We start from the raw sequence: 21,708 nt of genomic DNA, 5'->3' as shown, positions 1-21,708 counted from the left end.
TAATGAGAAAGACAAAAATCGTTTGTACAATCGGTCCAGCAAGTGAAAGCATTGAAAAGCTGACTGAATTGATTGAAGCAGGAATGAATGTAGCCAGACTAAACTTCTCCCATGGAGATTTTGAAGAGCATGGTGCACGCATTGAAAACATACGTAAAGCAGGTAAAACATTAGGCAAGGACATTGCGATCCTTCTAGATACAAAAGGTCCAGAGATCCGTACACGTACAGTTGAAAACGGCTCAATTGAGCTAGTCGCTGGTGCTGATCTTATCGTGAGTATGGAAGACATTGTTGGAAATACGGAAAAAATTAGTGTGACATACGAAGATTTAATTCATGATGTAGAAGTAGGTTCAACGATTCTATTAGATGATGGTCTGATTGGTTTAGAAGTAAAAGAAATTAACAAGGACCGCAAAGAAATCGTCACTAAAGTCATGAATACAGGCACGCTCAAAAACAAAAAAGGCGTCAACATACCTGGCGTCAGTGTGAACCTGCCAGGTATTACAGAAAAGGATGCCAATGATATTCTGTTTGGAATTGAACAAGGCGTCGATTTCATCGCAGCTTCTTTTGTGAGACGAGCTTCTGATGTTCTTGAAATTCGTGAGCTTCTTGAAAAGAACAATGCGACTGATATTCAAATCATCCCTAAGATTGAAAACCAAGAGGGTGTTGATAACATCGACGAGATCCTTGAGGTATCTGACGGTTTAATGGTTGCGCGTGGAGATCTTGGTGTAGAGATCCCGGCAGAAGAAGTACCGCTTGTTCAAAAAATGCTGATCAAAAAATGCAATCGCTTAGGCAAGCCTGTCATCACAGCGACTCAAATGCTGGACAGCATGCAGCGTAACCCTCGTCCAACTCGTGCGGAAGCAAGTGACGTGGCAAATGCTATTTTTGACGGTACAGATGCGATTATGCTTTCTGGTGAAACAGCAGCAGGAACATATCCAGTAGAAGCCGTACAAACAATGCATAACATTGCATCACGTTCAGAAGAAGCACTAAACTATAAAGCCATTCTTTCTCGCAGAAGCGAAGAAGTAGAAGTCAGCATTACAGACGCGATCGGTCAATCTGTTGCACATACAGCAATGAAGCTTGATGTAGCAGCGATTGTGACACCGACGGAAAGCGGACATACAGCAAGAATGATTTCAAAATATAGACCAAAAGCACCAATCGTAGCAGTTACTGCAAACGAATCAGTGGCGAGAAAGCTTTCACTCGTATTCGGTGTATTTGCAAAGAGCGGATCAAAAACGACGTCTACTGATGAAATGCTTGAGAATGCAGTAGAAAAGTCAATTGAAACAGGCTATGTAAGACACGGCGATTTAATTGTCATTACAGCAGGTGTGCCAGTTGGTGAAACAGGTACGACGAACTTAATGAAAGTATATGTTGTCGGTGACATCATTGCGAAAGGTCAAGGGATTGGCCGTAAATCTGCATTTGGACCGGTTGTCATTGCACAAAGCGGAAAAGAAGCAGAAGAAAAAATGTACGATGGTGCGATCCTAGTTGCAAACTGCACAGATCGTGATATGATGGGAGCTTTAGAAAAAGCATCTGCCCTTATCACAGAAGAGGGCGGTTTAACAAGCCATGCAGCAGTTGTTGGACTAAGCCTCGGCATTCCAGTGATTGTTGGTCTTGACAGCGCAACAACATTATTAAAAGAAGGCGAAGAGATTACAGTAGATCCAGCACGCGGAGCGATCTACAAAGGCCGTGCGAGCGTCCTTTAATTCATCCAAGAGGGGAGTTGTCTGACTCCTCTCTTTTTTTATGTTACACTAAAAAAAGTAAACAGCTTTCGATGAAAGATACCCCATGAGGTGATATGGTTGAAGAAATATTTTCTACTATTATTAATTCTGTTCCCTGCGGTGGAAATTAGTTTATTTTTAATCTCAAGTAAAATCATTGGCATTTTGCCAACGATGCTGCTCATCGTGCTGACAAGTGCCTTAGGTGCTTATTTTGCAAGAAAACAAGGGATAGAAGCCTTCCAAAAAGTGCAGCGAGATTTGCAATATGGCAAGATGCCAGGGGGAGCGATTGTCGATGGTTTTTGTATTCTAATCGGCGGTCTGCTGCTGCTCATTCCAGGCTTCTTATCGGATATCATTGGGGCTTTGCTGCTCATTCCGGTGACGAGAAAGGGAATCAAGCCGCTCTTTGAACGCTGGCTTAGAAACATGTCTAATCGTAACCGCTACACGATCATTCGTTAAAGAGACCTTCAGGCTGAAGGTCTCTTTTATTTTTGCATGCCATACCGAATGTACTCATAAATATCTCTGAAAACTCCTGCATTACGGAACGCCTGCCACACGACAAGTGAGGCAGGGCCAATCACAAGTCCTAAGAAACCAAACCATTTTAACCCGACAAATAGCGCTACAAGCGTTGCTAAAGGATTAAGTCCGATGGATTTGCTTAAGACTTTTGGCTCTGATATTTGTCTTTGAATGAGGACGACAATATACAAAATGCCCAGTCCAATGGCGAGGGAAAGATTTCCTGTCATAGCAGAATAAATGATCCACGGTAGAAAAACAGTGCCGCTCCCGATATATGGAAGTAAATCGACGAGCCCAATACATAAAGCAATCACAAGGGCGTGCTCAACTTTTAAAATGATGAGTCCAATCAATACAATACCAATCGTCATGGCCACAAGCAGGAGCTGGGCTTTCATAAAGCCGGTAATGGCTTTTTTGATTTCAGATAAAATGGCACGTGTATGCTGCATCCATTTTGCGGGAAAGATACGTGAGCCATATGTTTTTAACGTAAACCAATCTTTCGTGATAAAAAAAGTTGCGAGAGCAGAAAATAACAGAGTGGCTGCTGCATCAGGCAAAAGACCCAAAAAAGCCGGAATAAGCTCGAGTGTTTTCGAAAGAAAAGTCCCGATTTTTGCGGCCGCTTCATCACCGAGTGCTTGAATTTGTCCCAAAATCGATTCCTTTTGACCTGCTTGAAGCGTATTAAATTGGGCCGTCATATCATGATATAAAGGCAGAATCTTGTCTGTGAAAAATTGCTCTACAATACCAATCATTTGATCAAGATGGCCAGGCAGCACTTTTGCCAAATAAGCACTTCCTGAAATGATTTCCGCAACTAAAAGCGTCATTAAGCCGGCAGCTGCAACTAAAAAGAGCAAGAGCACAATGACCACAACAAATCCTCTCGGCATTCCGGTGATCTCTTCGATTTTGCATACGGCAGGATGAATCAAACAAGACACAATAAGGGCGATCCAAAAAGGATATAAAAACGGAAAAGACTGATATAAAAAGACAACCGCAAAAACAGCAATGCTGATCATCATCAAACTTCGCAGAAAAATGGCCACATAGGCGTGATTCACACAATCCCCTCCAAAAAACAAGCATGTCCGATACTTCATTTTATTCAAAAAGATTAGTAATATGAAAAGGTCGCAATAAAAAGAAAGAAAGGAGCGGCGTATGTTTACTCAAGCAAATTTATTTTTGGTACTTTTACTCGTTATTGCACTTATTGCAAAAAACAATTCGTTAATTGTAGCGGTCTCTGTGCTGATCGCGATTAAGCTGATTGGCCTGGATCAAAAAATTTTCCCGGTTCTCCAATCTAAAGGCATTAATTGGGGAGTCACTGTCATTACCATTGCTGTGCTGGTCCCGATTGCAACAGGTGACATTGGATTTAAGCAGCTTGGAGAAGCGATGAAATCTTCCTATGCTTGGATAGCTCTTGGAGCGGGTATATTAGTAGCATTAATTGCAAAAAACGGGATTGTGCTACTCGAAAATGATCCGCATATTACGGCAGCGCTTGTGTTTGGTACCATTTTGGCAGTCAGCTTATTTAAAGGTGTGGCTGTTGGGCCGCTCATCGGGGCAGGAATCGCTTATTTGGCGATGCAGGCTGTGAAATTTTTCAGCGGGTGAAAAGAGAGTGGTTCCTGCCACTTTCTTTTTTAAATTTTTTCTTGCGTGAGCTTTTGCAAAAAAACATAATTAAATATATTAAAAGAAGCAAAATCCCTTTATTCCATGCCTGATATGGGAGACTGGAAAAAAAAATATCAAAAAAAATTATAGTTAAACATTTAACAAATGTCTGATTATTGTTTATAATGGGAATAGGCTTAATTTTGAACTCATTGATCATACAAGAGATATGAGGCTTAAAGCGCTCTAACCGTATAGGTAAATGTAAGCATTTTCTTTTCTGAGCCTGTTATCTTATTCGGATTGGATAGCGCTTTCAAAAAGTGAGAATTCTGCAACGAAGGGGAATCTTTTTAAAAAGGGGAGATTGAACATGACAGCAACAAGAGGTCTTGAAGGTATCGTGGCAACAACTTCATCCGTAAGCTCAATTATTGATGATACTCTTACTTATGTAGGGTACAATATCGATGATTTAACTGAAAAAGCTACATTCGAAGAAATTGTCTACCTGTTATGGCACTTAAAGCTGCCGAATGAGCAGGAGCTGAGTGAATTAAAACAGCAGCTCAATGAAAATGCTCAGATTCCGCAAGAAATCATTGAGCATTTTAAATCTTATTCGCTCGATGGGGTTCATCCAATGTCTGCGATTCGTACAGCAGTATCCTTACTAGGTTTACTCGATGACGAATCAGAGATTATGGACAAAGAAGCGAATTACAGAAAGGCGATTCGCTTACAGGCGAAAATTTCTGGACTAGTCGCTGCATTTTCACGTATTCGCAAGGGACTTGAGCCTGTACAGCCAAAAGAAGAATACAGCTATGCTGCAAACTTCTTGTATATGCTAAATGGCGAAGAGCCGTCACCAGTAGAAATTGAAGCCATTGATAAGGCACTTATTCTACATGCGGATCATGAATTAAACGCATCGACATTTACAGCACGTGTATGTGTTGCTACACTATCAGATATCTACTCTGGTGTAACAGCGGCTATCGGTGCGCTAAAAGGACCGCTTCATGGCGGCGCTAATGAAGGCGTGATGAAAATGCTTTCAGAAATTGGCGAAGTTGAAAACGTAGATTCCTATATTCATGGTAAGCTAGAGAAGAAAGAAAAAATTATGGGCTTTGGCCACCGCGTATACCGTCAAGGTGACCCGCGTGCAAAGCATCTAAAAGAAATGAGCCAGCGTTTAACAAACCTCACTGGCGAGCCGAAATGGTATGAAATGTCTGTTCGCGCAGAGGAAATCGTGACATCAGAGAAAAATCTTCCACCAAATGTTGATTTTTATTCTGCATCTGTATATCACAGTCTTGGGATTGATCATGACTTGTTTACACCAATTTTCGTGATCAGCCGATTCTCTGGATGGATTGCTCACATTCTAGAGCAATATGACAACAACCGTCTCATCCGTCCAAGAGCTGACTACATTGGACCTGATCTTCAAACCTTTGTTCCGATCAGTGAAAGAGACTAATGTTTATAGAATAAGCGGGGGCTGATTTCAAAAGGCCAATCAGCCTCCATATCAACAAAAAAACGAATCACGTGAAAAACTTTTTTGCTTGCAGACATCAAGCCAAGAAGTTTCAAATATTCACTACATAACCTGGGAGGTAATATCATTGTCACAAGGCGAAAAAATTACAGTTACTGGCGGCGTATTGAATGTACCAAATAATCCAATTATCCCGTTTATCGAAGGGGACGGAATCGGTCCTGACATTTGGAAAGCAGCATCAAGAGTACTTGAAGCAGCTGTAGAAAAAGCATATAAAGGTGAAAAGCAAATCACTTGGAAAGAAGTATATGCAGGTGAGAAAGCTTACAATAAAACTGGAGAGTGGCTTCCTGAGCAAACGCTTGAAGACATTCGTGAATACTTAATCGCGATTAAAGGACCACTAACAACACCAATTGGCGGAGGAATCCGTTCATTAAACGTGGCACTTAGACAAGAGCTTGATTTATTCACATGCTTACGTCCAGTTCGATGGTTCAAAGGCGTACCTTCTCCTGTGAAACGTCCAGAAGACACAGATATGGTGATCTTCCGTGAGAACACAGAAGATATCTATGCAGGTATCGAGTATGCAAAAGGTTCAGACGAAGTGAAGAAGTTAATTGACTTCTTGAAAAACGAATTAGGTGTGAACAAAATCCGTTTCCCAGAAACGTCAGGTATCGGAATCAAGCCAGTTTCTGAAGAGGGTACATCCCGTCTTGTCAGAGCGGCTATCCAATATGCAATTGACCAAGGCCGTAAATCTGTGACGCTTGTTCACAAAGGAAACATCATGAAATTTACAGAAGGTGCCTTCAAAAACTGGGGCTACGAAGTGGCTGAAAAAGAGTTTGGCGACAAGGTCTTTACATGGGCACAATATGATCGTATTGTAGAACAAGATGGAAAAGATGCGGCAAACAAAGCGCAAAGTGAAGCAGAAGCTGCTGGCAAAATCATTGTCAAAGACAGCATTGCAGATATTTTCCTTCAACAAATCCTAACTCGTCCAGCTGAGTTCGATGTTGTGGCTACAATGAACTTAAATGGAGATTACATCTCTGATGCACTTGCAGCACAAGTTGGTGGAATTGGTATCGCACCTGGTGCGAACATCAACTACGAAACAGGACACGCTATTTTTGAAGCGACTCACGGAACAGCACCAAAATATGCTGGTCTTGATAAAGTGAATCCATCTTCTGTTCTTCTATCAGGTGTGCTTTTACTTGAGCACCTTGGCTGGCAGGAAGCAGCTGATCTAGTGATTCAATCTGTTGAAAAAACAATTGCATCTAAAGTTGTCACGTACGATTTTGCTAGATTAATGGATGGCGCAACAGAAGTAAAATGTTCTGAGTTTGCTGACGAGCTCATCAAAAACTTGTCTTGATTCTTAAACTTTAAAGTTAAAGGGGAAAAAGGAAATGGCAAACAAGCGTAAAAAAGTATCTGTCATCGGAGCAGGTTTTACTGGAGCAACTACAGCATTTCTAACAGCTCAAAAAGAATTAGCGGATGTCGTATTAGTTGATATCCCGCAGCTTGAAAACCCAACAAAAGGGAAAGCACTTGATATGCTGGAAGCAAGCCCTGTTCAAGGCTTCGATGCGAACATTACAGGCACTTCTAACTACGAAGATACAGCCGGTTCTGATGTCGTGGTCATTACGGCAGGAATTGCAAGAAAGCCGGGAATGAGCCGTGACGATCTCGTGTCCACAAATGAAAAAATCATGCGCAGCGTGACACGCGAAATCGTTAAATATTCTCCAGAAGCCATTATTGTTGTGTTAACAAACCCTGTTGATGCAATGACATATGCAGTTTATAAAGAATCAGGATTACCAAAAGAAAAAGTCATTGGACAATCGGGCATTCTTGATACAGCACGTTTCCGTACATTTGTTGCTCAAGAATTAAACCTATCTGTCAAAGATGTGACGGGCTTTGTCCTTGGTGGACATGGCGATGACATGGTTCCGCTTGTTCGTTACTCTTATGCTGGCGGTATCCCGCTTGAAACATTGATTCCAAAAGATCGAATTGATGCGATTGTTGAAAGAACAAGAAAAGGCGGCGGCGAAATCGTAAACCTATTAGGTAACGGTAGTGCCTATTATGCACCTGCTGCTTCACTAGTAGAAATGGTTGAGGCGATTCTAAAAGATCAGCGCCGCGTCATCCCAACGATTGCATACCTTGAAGGTGAATATGGCTACGAAGGCATTTACCTTGGAGTACCAACAATCGTAGGTGGAAACGGCCTTGAGCAGATCATTGAGCTTGAGTTGACAGAAGAAGAAAGAAGTCAGCTTGACCGTTCGGTTGAATCTGTTAAGAACGTCATGAAAGTATTGTCTTAATATGAAAAAAAGAAGGCTTCTCTTATGAGGGGCCTTCTTTTTGTTTACAAAACAAATCTTGTCGAAATTTTAAATTGTCCTCTTGTTAAGCTTTCGTTAAAATGAAAGAGAAAGCATGACTTCTCGCTTTTCACATAAGATACAAAAAAACGGATGCAGGGGAAATCACTAATTGGAGGCACAACATGAATAAAAAAATATTAGTTGTGGATGATGAAGAATCGATTGTAACACTTCTAAGCTATAACCTTGAAAGGGCGGGCTATGATGTCGTCACAGCAAGAGATGGGGAAGAAGCGCTTGAAAAAGCAGCAAGTGAACAGCCTGATCTCATTGTATTAGATTTAATGCTTCCGAAGATGGACGGCATTGAAGTGTGTAAACAACTGAGAATTCAAAAAATGATGTTCCCTATTTTAATGCTGACAGCAAAGGACGATGAATTTGATAAGGTGCTCGGTCTTGAGCTTGGAGCCGATGATTACATGACAAAGCCATTTAGTCCTAGAGAAGTGGGTGCTCGGGTAAAAGCCATCTTGAGAAGAGCGCAGCAATCTCAGCCTGTCCCCGCGCAAGAGGAGAAGGAAGAGGTCATTGCAGACCAAATCAAAATTGGTGAACTGCGCATTTTACCAGAACACTACGAAGTCTACTTCCAAGAAGAACGCCTAGAGCTTACGCCGAAGGAATTTGAACTGCTGCTTTATTTGGCCAAGCATAAAGGACGTGTCCTCACACGTGATCTGCTGCTAAGTGCCGTTTGGAATTATGACTTTGCAGGTGACACTCGTATTGTGGATGTACATATCAGCCACTTGCGGGACAAAATTGAAAAGAATACGAAAAAACCAACATACATTAAAACCATTCGCGGCTTAGGCTACAAATTGGAGGAGCCAAAGCCAAATGAGTAAAATTCGAACCCGCCTGTTTTCGGGCCTTATTTTTCTCCTTTTTATTGTGTTTGTTGCACTTGGCCTTTTTTTGGATCACATGTTCCATGTTTTTTATGAAACAAAATTAACGGAACGAATGGAAAATGAATCGAGCTTTCTTCTTTCTTCCATGGATGGTGATGATCTGCAGGCGAAGCAAAACAAGGAGATCCTCAATCAGGCAAAGCAGCATCTCGATATGAATGCGTCAATTGTGGACCTGAAGGGGAATATCATACATACAACGGGTCAAGCGGAGCAAAGGGGCATCATTCAAAACACACTGAACAATGAACGCCTTCAAACAAAAGGCGTCGTCATTGAGGATGAGAAGGATGCGCTGTTTCATTACGCAGTCCCTATCCTGAAACAAAACAAACCGGTGGGCTATTTATTTCTCCATGCGTCATTCCAGCCTTTAAATGAAATTGACGGCCAGCTTTGGCTCGCATTAGCCGTTTGTCTTGGCTCGGCGATTATTATTATCATTTTCTTTGGATACCGCATGTCGATGAAATATGTAAAACCGATAGATTATGCCACAAAGGTAGCCAAACAGCTGGAACGCGGGAACTATGATACCAATCATTATGAAGAGCTCATCATCGAAACAAGTGAGCTTAATACATCAATGAAGCGCCTGGCAGAAAGCCTTCAAGAAATGACTAGCACTGGGGAAATGCAGCGGGACCGTCTGCAAACAGTCATTGAAAACATCGGTGCAGGAATTATTTTGATTGATAAGATGGGGTATATCAACCTAGTCAATCGAACCTTCCGCAAGCAGTTTAAAGTGCAAAAGCACATTTACATGCACAAGCTGTACCATGAAGCATTTACTCATGAAGAAATTATTGAGCTGATTGACGAAATTTTCATGACAGAAACGAAGGTGCGGAAGTTTTTACGCCTGGCCGTTGACATTGAACGGCGCTACTTCCAGGTGGATGGTGTTCCCATTTTAAGTACAGACGATGAATGGAAAGGAATTGTCCTTGTATTTCATGACGTGACAGAAACAAAGCAGCTGGAGCAGATGCGAAAAGATTTTGTCGCCAATGTGTCTCACGAATTAAAGACACCGATTACGTCGATTAAAGGATTCTCTGAAACTCTTCTTGATGGAGCGATTGATGACAAAGAAGCGCTGACACAATTCCTTTCCATCATTCTAAAAGAGAGTGTCCGTCTCGAAACTCTCATTCAAGATTTACTCGATCTTTCCAAAATCGAGCAGCAGCATTTCAAACTGAATATTCAAGACGCCAATGCGACAGAAATCATTCAAGAGATTGAAGTCCTTTTAAAACAAAAGGCCGCAGAAAAAGGCATTCAATTACAAGTGCGAATCCCGAAAGAGCCTGTCTATGTGATGGCAGATCCGCTGAGGTTAAAGCAAATCTTCCTCAATCTCGTGAACAATGCCCTTACCTATACACCAGAGGGAGGGAGTGTCACCATTTCGGCAAGACCGCGGAAAGGTGCCTATGAATTTGATGTAGCAGATACAGGAATCGGCATGAAGAAAAGCGAGATTCCAAGAATATTTGAGAGATTTTATCGAATTGATAAAGATAGAAGTAGAAATTCAGGCGGTACAGGACTTGGTCTTGCCATTGTCAAACACCTTGTGGAGGCGCATGAAGGAACGATCTCGGTCCATAGTAAACAAGGCAAAGGAACAACTTTTACAGTGAGCCTGAAATCAAAATAGGGGAAAAAGGAAAGTCACGTTAAAATTTACATGATCTTTACAATGGATTCATGTTTAGTTAAACAATCATTGGTAGGATGAATAGGAACCCCTTCATCCAAGGAGCCAATTTTGTAAGGACGAAAACACTTGTTGTTTTCGTCCCTTTTTTTATGCAGGTTCGACTATTTTCTTTTCAAAATAAACTTTGATAAAATGATGATACAATGTGTGAAAGAGACGGCTGAAATGGCTCAGCCGATGGAGGATTAAAACATGACAGACAAAAAGAAATTAGTACTAGTGGATGGAAACAGTCTCGCATATCGAGCCTTTTTTGCTTTGCCGCTATTATCAAATGATAAAGGCGTCCATACAAATGCCATTTATGGCTTTGCGATGATCTTAATGAAGATGCTCGAGGACGAGAAGCCAACCCATATGCTTGTCGCATTTGATGCGGGAAAAACAACGTTCCGCCACGAGACATTTAAAGAATATAAAGGCGGAAGACAAAAAACGCCGCCAGAGCTATCAGAACAAATGCCGTTTATCCGTGAACTATTAGATGCCTATCAGGTGAAAAGGTACGAGCTTCCTCAATACGAGGCAGACGATATTATCGGGACATTGGCTGTGGAGGCAGAAAAAGACGGCTTTGAAGTCAAAATTTTCTCAGGAGATAAGGACTTAACGCAGCTCTCAACAGATCATACGACGGTAGCAATTACGAAAAAAGGCATTACAGAAGTAGAATATTACACACCGGCTCATATTGAAGAGAAATATGGCCTGCGCCCAGATCAAATCATCGATATGAAAGGTTTGATGGGAGATTCCTCAGATAATATCCCAGGGGTGCCAGGTGTAGGTGAAAAAACAGCGATTAAATTGTTAAAGCAGTTTGAAACGCTTGAAAACCTGCTTGAACATATTGACGAAGTCAGCGGGAAAAAACTCAAAGAAAAGCTTGAAGAATATAAAGAGCAGGCAGTGATGAGTAAAAAACTCGCAACGATTCTTGTAGAAGCGCCAATTGATGTATCAAGCAAGGATCTCGCATATGAAGGTCCTCATATGGATCAAGTGATCTCTCTGTATAAAGAACTAGGCTTTCAAACGCTGCTAGAACGTCTAGGAGAAGCACCAGAAACAGGTGAACAGGTCGAAGTAGAAGCATTAGAAGTGAAAAAAATGACCGAAGTAACGGATGAGATGCTGACAGATCATGCTGCTCTTGTGGTAGAACAGCTTGGAGATAATTATCATGAAGCAGATTTGATTGGTTTTGCGATCCATAATGAAAATGGTGCGTTTTTTATCACGAAAGAAGATGCGCTTCAATCAGATGCATTTAAACAATGGGTACAGGATGAAACGAAGAAGAAATGGGTCTTTGATTCAAAAAGAGCCGTTGTCGCCCTCAGATGGCATGATGTCGATCTAAAAGGTGTCGATAACGATGTTCTGCTCGCTTCCTATGTCGTCAACCCTCAGAAATCGTATGAGGACGTCGCAAGTGTGGCGAAGGAATACGGTCTTAACATCGCTCTTTCTGATGAAAAAGTGTACGGAAAAGGAGCAAAGCAGGCGATTCCACCTGAAGACGAACTGAAGGAACATCTTGGGCGAAAAGCAGCGGCGATCTCTGCTCTGCATGATTTAACACTTGAAGCGCTAGAAAAAAATGATCAGCATGAACTATATGAAGACTTAGAGCTGCCGCTTGCCCTCATCTTAGGTGAAATGGAATCACTTGGCGTAAAGGTAGATATTGAGCGCCTAGAGAAGATGGGTGAAGAGTTAACGAAAAAGCTGAAAGAATATGAAGAAACCATTCACCGCTTAGCAGGTGAAACGTTTAACATCAATTCTCCTAAACAGCTTGGCGTGATTCTTTTTGAAAAATTAGGCCTGCCGATTATTAAAAAGACAAAGACGGGCTACTCGACATCTGCGGATGTTCTTGAAAAGCTTGAAGATAAGCACGAGATCATTCGGTCCATTCTGCATTACCGCCAAATTGGAAAGCTGCAATCGACCTATGTGGAAGGCTTAATGAAAGTAACGCGCAAGGATACCCATAAAGTGCATACACGATTTAATCAAGCGCTCACGCAAACAGGAAGACTAAGCTCAACAGATCCCAACCTGCAAAATATCCCGATTCGTTTAGAGGAAGGACGAAAGATTCGTCAAGCATTCGTCCCTTCAAAAGAAGGCTGGCTCATGTTTGCTGCTGACTATTCTCAAATTGAGCTGCGTGTACTCGCTCATATTTCTCAGGATGAGAATTTGATCGAAGCGTTTACGCAAGATATGGATATTCACACAAAAACAGCGATGGACGTGTTCCATGTCTCAGAAGAAGAAGTGACTTCCTCTATGAGAAGACAAGCCAAGGCTGTCAACTTCGGAATTGTATATGGAATCAGTGACTATGGATTATCTCAAAACCTTGGGATCACAAGAAAAGAAGCAGCTGCCTTTATCGAACGCTATTTAACAAGCTTTAAAGGCGTGAAAACCTATATGGAAGAGATCGTGCAGGAAGCGAAACAAAAAGGATATGTCACGACGCTTCTCAAACGCAGAAGGTATATCCCGGATATCACAAGCCGTAATTTTAATATCAAAAGCTTTGCCGAACGAACAGCCATGAACACACCGATCCAAGGAAGTGCAGCTGATATTATTAAAAAAGCCATGATTGATATGGCGCGAAAGTTAAAAGAAGAAAACTTGCAGGCAAATCTTTTATTACAGGTGCACGATGAATTGATCTTTGAAGCACCGAAAGAAGAAATTGCCATACTTGAAAAAATTGTCCCTGAAGTCATGGAAAATGCACTTCAGCTAGATGTGCCGCTAAAAGTTGATTTTGCTTCAGGCCCATCTTGGTACGACGCAAAATAATAGAGAGAGAAAAAGGAGCGAGGAGCATGCCGGAATTACCAGAAGTTGAAACCGTCCGGCGCACACTCAAGCGGTTAGTCGAAGGAAAAACGATTGAAACGGTCGATATTAAATGGCCAAATATCATCAAACGTCCTGGGGAGCCGGAAGAGTTCGCAAGAAGGATGGTAGGAGAAACGATACAAACCATTGAAAGAAGAGGAAAGTTCCTGCTCTTTCATTTAGACCATTACGTGATGGTCTCCCATTTAAGGATGGAAGGGAAATACCGTGTACATGAAGCGCATGAACCATACGATAAACATGTCCACGTCGTCTTTACGTTTACAGACGGTACTGAGCTTCGGTATCATGATGTGCGTAAATTTGGCACGATGCATTTATTTCAGCCGGGTGAAGAAGAAAAGGAACTCCCGCTCTCACAGCTGGGATATGAGCCTTTTGATGTTCAATTCACTCCGGAATATTTATGGGAGCAATTGAAAAAAACATCCCGTGTGGTCAAAACAGCGCTGCTTGATCAAAAGATTGTCGTGGGACTAGGTAATATTTATGTAGATGAGGTTTTGTTTAAAGCAGGCATTCATCCAGAAACAAAAGCGAATCAGCTCAGCCTTGAATCGTGTAAAGTGCTTCACAGGCATATTATCGATACACTACAAGTGGCGGTAGATGCAGGAGGCAGCACGATTCGCTCATATATCAATTCACAAGGTGATATTGGTACATTTCAGCTGCAGCTTCTTGTGTATGACCGGCGGGGAGAGCCTTGTCAAACATGCGGAAGCATCATTGAGAAAACAGTAGTCGGAGGGCGCGGCACACATTTTTGTGTGACCTGCCAAAAACGTCCTCAATAAAAATCAGCCATCAGCATGCTTCCTTTTTGCTGTGCATACGATAAAAAACATTCATTTTTCAGCAAGGTGTAGACTGACACACAGCCCACCTGCTCTTCATATAGTGAAGAAGAGTCTAAGGACGCCTAGAGACTCTTGATCATCGTTGCATGAACAGAAAGGAAGAGTTCAGGTATGATTTCGATTTCGCTCCTGTTTTTAGCTATTGCAGTCAGTATTGACAGCTTTTCTGTAGGCTTTACGTATGGCCTTCGTAAAATGAAGATTCCATTTAAAGCGATTGTCATTATTGCATGCTGTTCAGGGATTGTGCTGCTCATTTCCATGCTGATTGGCAGCCTGCTGACGACATTCCTCCCTGTCTCAGTGACGGATAAACTTGGTGGAGGCATTTTGATCGCCATTGGACTTTGGGTCCTTTATCAATTTTACAAACCAGCGAAAGAGCGCGATTTGCTTCTTCATGAAAAGACATTGCTCAATGTGGAAGTGCAATCGCTTGGTCTTGTTATTCAAATTTTGCGAAAGCCGACAAGTGCTGATATTGACCGTTCTGGGACGATCAATGGAATAGAAGCGGTGCTTCTTGGGATTGCTTTATCCATTGATGCATTTGGCGCAGGGATTGGCGCTGCGATTCTAGGCTTTTCTCCAATTGTCATGAGTATCACTGTGGCCGTGATGAGCTCACTCTTTGTGTGTATCGGGCTCCGTGCCGGGCATTACTTGGCCAATTGGCGCTGGATCGATAAACTTGCATGCTTACCAGGGCTTCTGCTCATTTTAATTGGGGTGTGGAAGCTGTAAAGGAGGAAATCAATTGACGCTTGTCATTGGATTAACAGGCGGGATTGCTAGTGGAAAAAGCACCGTCTCGCAAATGATAAAAGAGCAGGGCATCCGGGTCGTGGACGCAGATGTCATTGCAAAAGAAGCGGTTGCCAAAGGTACACCAGCTCTTCAACAAATCGTTCAAACCTTTGGCGAGGATGTTCTCCTGCCAAATGGGGAGCTGAACCGGCAGCAGCTTGGAGCCATCATTTTTTCTGATGAAGAGAAAAGAAAGCAGCTGAATGCGATTGTTCATCCTGAAGTGAGAAAAGAAATGCTCAAACAGCGAGATGAAGGGGTTAGTCAGAAGGAAACCTTCGTTGTCCTCGATATCCCGCTTTTATTTGAAAGTCAGCTGGAAAGTCTCGTCGACCGCATCATTGTGGTGTATACAACGCCTGAATTGCAGCTGTCGCGGCTCATGAATCGAAATGACCTCGACGAGGAAGAAGCGCTGAATCGAATACACTCTCAGCAGCCTCTTGAGGAGAAATGTAAAAAAGCAGACCGCGTGATAGAGAACACACAAGATCTCGCGTTTATTAGAAAGCAATTGCAGAACATATTAAATGAATGGGAACATACAGATAAGTAAGAGTACATACACGTACTCTTCTTTTTTTATGCTTTATTCTGATTTCCTTTGAAAAGAACAGCCCTTTTTAGAAAATATACGTTTATATACTGGCAATTACATTCTAATGTGATATACTAATTTCATAAATAAATTTATTGAGTATAACACATAATAGAGGAGTGACCTGTTCATGAAGGTAAAAGCAGCGATCAATGGGTTTGGCAGAATTGGACGCATGGTCTTCAGAAAAGCAATGCTTGATGATCAAATTCAAATTGTAGCGGTGAACGCAAGCTATCCTGCCGAAACGCTAGCACATTTAATTAAATATGATACAAATCATGGACGTTACGAATGTGATGTGACAGCAGAAGATGACGCCTTGATTGTGAATGGCAAAAGAGTTCTTTTGCTTAATAATAGAGATCCAAAGCAGCTTCCATGGGGAGAGCTTGGGATTGATATCGTCATTGAAGCAACAGGTAAATTTAATTCAAAAGATCAAGCGATGGGCCATATAGATGCCGGAGCGAAAAAAGTCGTTCTAACAGCTCCAGGTAAAAATGAAGACATTACGATTGTGATGGGTGTCAATGAGGATGATCTTGATCCTGAAAAGCACGTCATTATTTCAAACGCATCTTGTACAACAAACTGTTTAGCACCAGTTGTGAAACTGTTAGATGATGAATTTGGCATCGACAATGGTTTAATGACAACGGTTCATGCTTATACAAATGATCAAAAAAATATCGATAATCCGCATAAGGATCTGCGCCGGGCGAGAGCATGTGCTCAGTCCATTATTCCAACTACGACGGGTGCCGCTAAAGCGCTTTCTTTAGTGCTTCCGCACATGAAAGGGAAATTACATGGACTTGCACTTCGCGTACCGGTTTCCAATGTGTCGATGGTTGATCTTGTCGTTGACTTGAAAAAAGATGTGACAGCAGAAGAAGTCAATGCAGCCTTCTCGAATGCATCTAAAACATCTCTTGCCGGTATTTTAGATTACACAGATGAGCCGCTTGTTTCTACGGACTTTAACACAAATCCTTATTCAGCAGTCGTTGATGGACTGACAACGATGGTAATGGAAGGGAGAAAAGTGAAAGTTCTTGCATGGTATGACAATGAATGGGGTTATTCATGCCGAGTGGTTGACCTTGTAAAGTTTGTCGGCGCACAGATGAAAGAGCTGTCTGCTGTTTGAAATGAAGAAGACGATCGTCCCTTTTCAAGAAATGAGAGAAAATCCCACTAAAAACACAGCTTGCAAAATGGGTCTAAACAAAGTATACTATTTTTCGTGAACTTCTTGTTCGCAGACTCATTCGGGTATACTTAAAGGGTTAGGACCTCTTAGGACTAACTTTCCCCCGTGGTATATGTCCGGTCCGGCTGCTTAGAACTTCACTCTTTCATTCTTGTTTAAAGGGGGGTCCATGATGGAAACAATCGGACGTCACGTTATCTCCGAGCTATGGGGATGCGACTGTGATAAACTGAACGACATGGATTTTATTGAAAAAACGTTTGTAAATGCAGCTTTGAAATCAGGAGCTGAGGTAAGAGAGGTTGCTTTTCACAAATTTGCACCTCAAGGAGTAAGTGGAGTTGTCATTATTTCTGAATCTCATCTGACAATTCACAGCTTTCCTGAACATGGTTATGCGAGCATAGATGTTTATACTTGCGGTGACCTAGATCCGAATATTGCAGCAGATCATATCGGAGATGAATTAGGTGCTGAAACAAGAGAAAACATCGAAATTCCTCGAGGCATGGGACCTGTACAAGTAAAACAGGCACAAGCCAAAGCACTGTAAACATAAAAAAGATTGCAATGGGAGCTGGCCAAAAGCATTGAATGCCTTTGTGTTATGCTCCTTTTTATATTTTTTTTTGATAAAAAATCCAACATTCCCCAGCTTGTCTATACTTTTGTTCTAGGAAAACAAAGGTTTTTTTTATAAAATAAAGAAAGAGGCATTATGGCAAAGGGGATACGTGTATGACTTTAAGACAAAAGTTTAAACGATTCATGTCAAACCATACAGAAACATCTGACGAACATCCAGTGTCAGAACTGAAAAGCCATTACTACAAATCGACGAATGCACAAGTTTTTCAAGCGGTGGAAACCATTCTTTCCCGAAGCGATTCTTATCAAGTGACATCTGTTTCAGCAGAACGAGGTGAAATCAGCGCAAACATACGATTGCCGAAAAAAGCCTTTCTCGTGGCGACTGTCATTTCAATTCGTCCTTTTGAAACAGCTGTCGATTTTAATGTGACAACAGAAACGGCCCTGCCAACAGATTTCGGCTATAGTCAGAAGACCGTTCTGTCCCTTTATGATGAACTAGACAAACAACTTCCAAGAATAGATCGGAGCTGATGAAATGAAATGTCCCACATGTCAGCACCTTGGCACAAGGGTGCTTGATTCAAGACCAGTAGATGAAGGGAAATCCATCCGTCGTAGAAGAGAGTGCGAAAGCTGCCAATATCGCTTTACGACGTTTGAAAAATTAGAAGAATTACCGCTGATTGTGGTGAAAAAAGAAGGGATTCGAGAAGAATTCAGCCGGGAAAAAATGCTGAGAGGACTCATCAAAGCGTGTGAAAAGCGTCCTGTTGCTTTAAAGCAGCTGGAGGATGTCTGCTTTAATATCGAAAAAGAACTGCGCAATCAAGGCATGTCAGAGGTGAAAAGCGAGCTTGTAGGTGAAATGGTCATGGACGAGCTGGCGAAAATTGATGAAGTGTCTTACGTCAGGTTTGCCTCGGTTTACCGGCAGTTTAAAGACATCAATGTCTTTATTGATGAATTAAAAGATCTATTAAAGAAAGAACGCTAAAAAGAGCTGGAGATTCTTCATGCTCTTTTTCCTGCGTAAAGCGTAAAACGTAAAAAGAGTGTACAATGGAAACAATCGCAATTCATGGGGAGGATCAGCATATGACAGAGCATTGGAAGGAAGTGCTAGCCGTCGATCCGTATGTCGTCAAAAGCGCTTCATTGCTCGGTGACATCGATAGACAGCTCATCACTCTTTTATATCAGCCGCTTATTGGCATGTCCGCTTTCAGCTTATACATGACGCTGTGGGGTGAGCTGGAACAACATCGTATGTGGGGGAAACCTGCACCTCATCGGCAGCTCATGGTCATGCTGCAGACGAATTTAAATGATATTTTTGAGGAACGTTTAAAGCTTGAAGCGATCGGCTTACTCCGCACATATGAACAGGAAACGGAAGAAGGCAGACTGTTTACATATGAGCTTGTACCGCCGCTAAGACCAGATGAATTTTTCCAAGATGGTATGCTGAATGTTTTACTGTACCATCGTGTAGAGAAAGCAAAATATATGCAGCTTCGCGATTATTTCTCCTATCCGGGTGTTCCTGCAGAAGCAAAGAACATATCACGGTCGTTTGAAGAAGTCTTTCACGTATTGCAGCCAGGCGAGCGCAAGATGACAGAAGAAATTCATCAGGCGTCATCGCTTGAGCACGGCTATGAATATGTGACCGTTGGATCGAGTCAGCCGGCACCGCTCTCAGACGAATCCTTTGATTTCGATCTATTATTAGCCGGTATGTCTGACATGATGATTCCAAGGAAGGCTTTGACAAAGCAGGTAAAAGAAACAATTAAGAAGTTAGCTATTGTATACGGCATCACCCCGCTTCAAATGCAAAATATTGTAGCAGGTGCATGCGGTTCGGATCAAATGATCTCAACAGAAGAGCTGAGAAAAGCAGCAAGAGACTGGTACCAAATTGAATACAGAGGCGAACAGCCAAAGCTGATTGATCAAAAACAGCCAAGACACTTACGACAAGATGCTTCAAAGACGCCGGCAGCGGATACTCCAGATGCAAAATTGATTGAAAAGCTGGATCATATTTCGCCTAGAGAGCTGCTAAAAGACATGGCAGATGGTATTGAGCCAACTTATGCCGACTTAAGAATTGTTGAAGATATCATGCTCGAGCAGCAGCTAGAGCCAGGTGTCATGAATGTTCTCATCTACTATACATTACTCAAAACAGATATGAAGCTGTCAAAAACATATATGCAAAAAATCGCCGCTCATTGGGTGAGAAAGAAAATCAAAACCGTAGCAGCGGCCATGAAAATTGCCAAAGAAGAGAACAGACAAATGACAGAGTGGGCGCAGCAGAAAAAGCAGCGCAGCCCTTATGGTTCAGGAAAAGTTGTCCGGGAAGAGAAATTGCCTGACTGGATGAAAGAAACTGAAACAAAAGAACAGCCGTCAAAAGAGCAAACGGACAATCTGTCTACAGAAGACCTCGAACGAGAAAAAGAAAAACTGTTAGATCAGTTTAAAAATATGAAAAAGTACAATGCACATTAAGGTGAGGTGAGATGGGATGAAACCGATCGGTCGTTCATTTGAACAGCTAAAAGGACGAGTAGATTTTCGCGTGAGATACAATCAGATTAAAGAAAGTGTGTTATCTGATGAAGATGTGAAGGCCTTTTTACAGAAGCATCAAGAAGAGATACATGAAGACATGATCAATCGCAGCTTGAACCGGCTCTTTGAATATGTGCAGCAGTCGAAGGGCTGCTCTTACTGCTTAGATGACGAAAACGTTAATGCGATTTTAGATGGGTATCACCCGAAGCTTGTGATCAAAGGTCAGAGTATTGATATTGAATATTCCCCTTGTCCAGTCAAGCTGCGGCTCGATAGACAGAAGAAACAGCAAGAGCTGATGAAAAGCATGTATATTCCGCAAAATGTCCTTCAAGCGACGTTCGCTGATCTGAACGTTGTGGGAAGACAAGAGGTCATTCAAAAAGTAGGTCAATTCCTCCAAAGCTATGATGAGACTGGAAAAGGAAAAGGCTTGTATTTACACGGAAAGTTTGGGGTAGGAAAAACGTATATACTAGCAGCTATTGCGCAGCAGCTAGCGGAGAAAGAATACCCATCTCTCCTTGTTTACGTGCCTGAATTTGTAAGAGAGTTAAAAAATTCATTAGCCGATCATACGCTAGAAGAAAAGCTGAATATGGTCAAGTCCACTCCTATTTTAATGCTTGATGATATTGGGGCAGAATCGATGACAAGCTGGGTGCGGGATGAACTGCTCGGTACGATCTTACAATACCGTATGGCAGAGCAGCTGCCGACATTTTTCTCTTCTAATTTCTCACCAAACGAGCTGAAGCATCACTTTACGTACTCACAGCGGGGAGAAAAAGAAGAGGTCAAAGCCGCTCGTTTAATGGAACGGATTCTCTATTTAGCAGAGCCAGTGTTGCTCGAAGGAGAAAACCGCCGTCATTTATAAAAGCGTATGTCACCTGAAGGAGGAGCAAATGAAATGAACAAAAGAAAATGGCTGCTTTTTCTTGGGATTGGCATTCTTGCTGCTGCGCTGTGGTGGCTGAATAAACAGCATCTTCAGCTGGCGCCGAAAGATGTGAAGAATTGGGTGCTTCAATTTGGGATGCTGGCTCCCTTTGTTTTTCTTTTCTTATCTCTTTTCCGCCCGTTTGTTCTCGTCCCGATTACGGTCTTTTCTTTGGCGGCAGGTTTGGCATTCGGCAGTGTCCTTGGGACGATTTATGCCCTCATTGGAGCGACAGCCGGGGCAACAGGCTCTTTCATGATTGCTTCAACCTTTCGTGCAAAAAAGAAGGAAACGGAATCAAACAGCCGAAAGCTGAAAGCGGTGACGTCCCGCATTCAGGAGCATGGATTTCTTTATATTTTGTTATTGCGTATTGCACCGATTCATTTTGATTTTGTCAGCTATGCGGCAGCTGCTTCACGTGCAAATTATCGTGCATTTGTGACAGCCACCTTTTTAGGCTTAATACCGGGTACAATTGCGTTAAATGTTCTCGGCTCAAGCTTTGTCAGCGGCAATTATGCCGCCTTAGTGGTTGTTTGTTTGATTTATTTGATCTTTATCTCTGTTCCACTCATTTTAAAAAGAAAGATGCCTGATTTATTTTAGGCGTCTATTTTTTATGTTCCCCCCATATATATGTAACA

At 42.1% G+C, this 21,708-nt stretch carries 20 protein-coding genes; 19 read left to right on the top strand and 1 reads right to left on the bottom strand.

Annotated features, from left to right (window positions below):
• Positions 1 to 2 precede the first annotated feature (2 nt).
• The gene (gene pyk / locus NSS76_RS13585) at positions 3 to 1,763 is read left to right on the top strand and encodes a pyruvate kinase (protein ID WP_024426143.1); all 1,761 of its coding nucleotides are present in this window, start codon (positions 3 to 5) and stop codon (positions 1,761 to 1,763) included.
• A 99-nt stretch (positions 1,764 to 1,862) separates the two neighbouring features.
• Positions 1,863 to 2,252 carry an FxsA family protein gene (locus tag NSS76_RS13580; RefSeq protein WP_025092259.1) on the top strand — a complete coding sequence of 130 codons (390 nt, stop codon included), beginning with the start codon at positions 1,863 to 1,865 and terminating at the stop codon, positions 2,250 to 2,252.
• Between the two features lie 26 nt (positions 2,253 to 2,278).
• Here the strand turns inward: NSS76_RS13580 and ytvI are convergent, their stop codons facing one another.
• Entirely contained in the window at positions 2,279 to 3,397 is a 1,119-nt protein-coding gene (gene ytvI / locus NSS76_RS13575; RefSeq protein ID WP_024424792.1) for a sporulation integral membrane protein YtvI, read from the bottom strand.
• 100 nt (positions 3,398 to 3,497) lie between these two features.
• Here ytvI and NSS76_RS13570 point away from each other — a divergent pair, with 100 nt between their 5' ends.
• The 17 genes from NSS76_RS13570 to NSS76_RS13490 all read left to right on the top strand — a co-directional run bounded on the left by NSS76_RS13570 (position 3,498) and on the right by NSS76_RS13490 (position 21,670).
• The gene (locus tag NSS76_RS13570) at positions 3,498 to 3,962 is read left to right on the top strand and encodes a DUF441 domain-containing protein (RefSeq protein WP_024424791.1); all 465 of its coding nucleotides are present in this window, start codon (positions 3,498 to 3,500) and stop codon (positions 3,960 to 3,962) included.
• Between the two features lie 376 nt (positions 3,963 to 4,338).
• Positions 4,339 to 5,457, top strand: a complete 1,119-nt coding sequence (citZ, locus tag NSS76_RS13565) for a citrate synthase (protein ID WP_024424790.1) — start codon at positions 4,339 to 4,341, stop codon at positions 5,455 to 5,457.
• 148 nt (positions 5,458 to 5,605) lie between these two features.
• Complete coding sequence (icd, locus tag NSS76_RS13560; RefSeq protein WP_024424789.1) at positions 5,606 to 6,877, top strand: NADP-dependent isocitrate dehydrogenase; 1,272 nt, start codon at positions 5,606 to 5,608, stop codon at positions 6,875 to 6,877.
• Between the two features lie 34 nt (positions 6,878 to 6,911).
• Positions 6,912 to 7,850, top strand: a complete 939-nt coding sequence (gene mdh, locus NSS76_RS13555) for a malate dehydrogenase (protein ID WP_008356047.1) — start codon at positions 6,912 to 6,914, stop codon at positions 7,848 to 7,850.
• Between the two features lie 185 nt (positions 7,851 to 8,035).
• Positions 8,036 to 8,764 (top strand): response regulator transcription factor, encoded by a 729-nt coding sequence (locus tag NSS76_RS13550; protein WP_024426141.1) that lies wholly within the window; start codon positions 8,036 to 8,038, stop codon positions 8,762 to 8,764.
• A complete protein-coding gene (pnpS, locus tag NSS76_RS13545) occupies positions 8,757 to 10,499 on the top strand; it encodes a two-component system histidine kinase PnpS (RefSeq protein WP_151862623.1) in 1,743 nt (580 codons plus the stop codon). The genes NSS76_RS13550 and pnpS overlap by 8 nt, the downstream gene beginning before the upstream one ends.
• 255 nt (positions 10,500 to 10,754) lie before the next feature.
• The gene (polA, locus tag NSS76_RS13540) at positions 10,755 to 13,394 is read left to right on the top strand and encodes a DNA polymerase I (protein ID WP_341082387.1); all 2,640 of its coding nucleotides are present in this window, start codon (positions 10,755 to 10,757) and stop codon (positions 13,392 to 13,394) included.
• Positions 13,395 to 13,420: 26 nt separating this feature from the next.
• Positions 13,421 to 14,254, top strand: coding sequence for a DNA-formamidopyrimidine glycosylase (mutM, locus tag NSS76_RS13535; RefSeq protein ID WP_212048599.1), 834 nt, complete (start codon positions 13,421 to 13,423; stop codon positions 14,252 to 14,254).
• Positions 14,255 to 14,428: 174 nt separating this feature from the next.
• Positions 14,429 to 15,061: a sporulation membrane protein YtaF gene (gene ytaF / locus NSS76_RS13530; RefSeq protein WP_024425705.1), complete on the top strand. Its 633-nt coding sequence runs from the start codon at positions 14,429 to 14,431 to the stop codon at positions 15,059 to 15,061.
• Between the two features lie 13 nt (positions 15,062 to 15,074).
• Positions 15,075 to 15,680, top strand: a complete 606-nt coding sequence (gene coaE / locus NSS76_RS13525) for a dephospho-CoA kinase (protein WP_024425706.1) — start codon at positions 15,075 to 15,077, stop codon at positions 15,678 to 15,680.
• A gap of 172 nt (positions 15,681 to 15,852) precedes the next feature.
• Entirely contained in the window at positions 15,853 to 16,875 is a 1,023-nt protein-coding gene (locus NSS76_RS13520) for a glyceraldehyde-3-phosphate dehydrogenase (protein WP_024425707.1), read from the top strand.
• Positions 16,876 to 17,110: 235 nt separating this feature from the next.
• On the top strand, positions 17,111 to 17,491 hold the full coding sequence (gene speD / locus NSS76_RS13515) for an adenosylmethionine decarboxylase (RefSeq protein WP_003216492.1): 381 nt from the start codon (positions 17,111 to 17,113) through the stop codon (positions 17,489 to 17,491).
• A 185-nt stretch (positions 17,492 to 17,676) separates the two neighbouring features.
• Positions 17,677 to 18,063: a hypothetical protein gene (locus NSS76_RS13510; RefSeq protein ID WP_024425708.1), complete on the top strand. Its 387-nt coding sequence runs from the start codon at positions 17,677 to 17,679 to the stop codon at positions 18,061 to 18,063.
• 4 nt (positions 18,064 to 18,067) lie between these two features.
• Entirely contained in the window at positions 18,068 to 18,526 is a 459-nt protein-coding gene (gene nrdR / locus NSS76_RS13505) for a transcriptional regulator NrdR (RefSeq protein ID WP_003216720.1), read from the top strand.
• 101 nt (positions 18,527 to 18,627) lie between these two features.
• The gene (locus tag NSS76_RS13500; protein ID WP_073208397.1) at positions 18,628 to 20,052 is read left to right on the top strand and encodes a replication initiation and membrane attachment family protein; all 1,425 of its coding nucleotides are present in this window, start codon (positions 18,628 to 18,630) and stop codon (positions 20,050 to 20,052) included.
• A gap of 16 nt (positions 20,053 to 20,068) precedes the next feature.
• A complete protein-coding gene (dnaI, locus tag NSS76_RS13495; RefSeq protein ID WP_024425710.1) occupies positions 20,069 to 20,998 on the top strand; it encodes a primosomal protein DnaI in 930 nt (309 codons plus the stop codon).
• 33 nt (positions 20,999 to 21,031) lie between these two features.
• Positions 21,032 to 21,670: a TVP38/TMEM64 family protein gene (locus tag NSS76_RS13490; RefSeq protein ID WP_025092250.1), complete on the top strand. Its 639-nt coding sequence runs from the start codon at positions 21,032 to 21,034 to the stop codon at positions 21,668 to 21,670.
• The last annotated feature ends 38 nt before the right edge of the window (positions 21,671 to 21,708 follow it).

It is taken from the genome of Bacillus sp. FSL R5-0654 (assembly GCF_038008745.1).
Classification (GTDB): Bacteria; Bacillota; Bacilli; order Bacillales; family Bacillaceae; genus Bacillus; species Bacillus safensis.
Note: the sequence above shows the minus strand (reverse complement) of the source record. Positions and strands in the feature narration are given on the sequence as shown.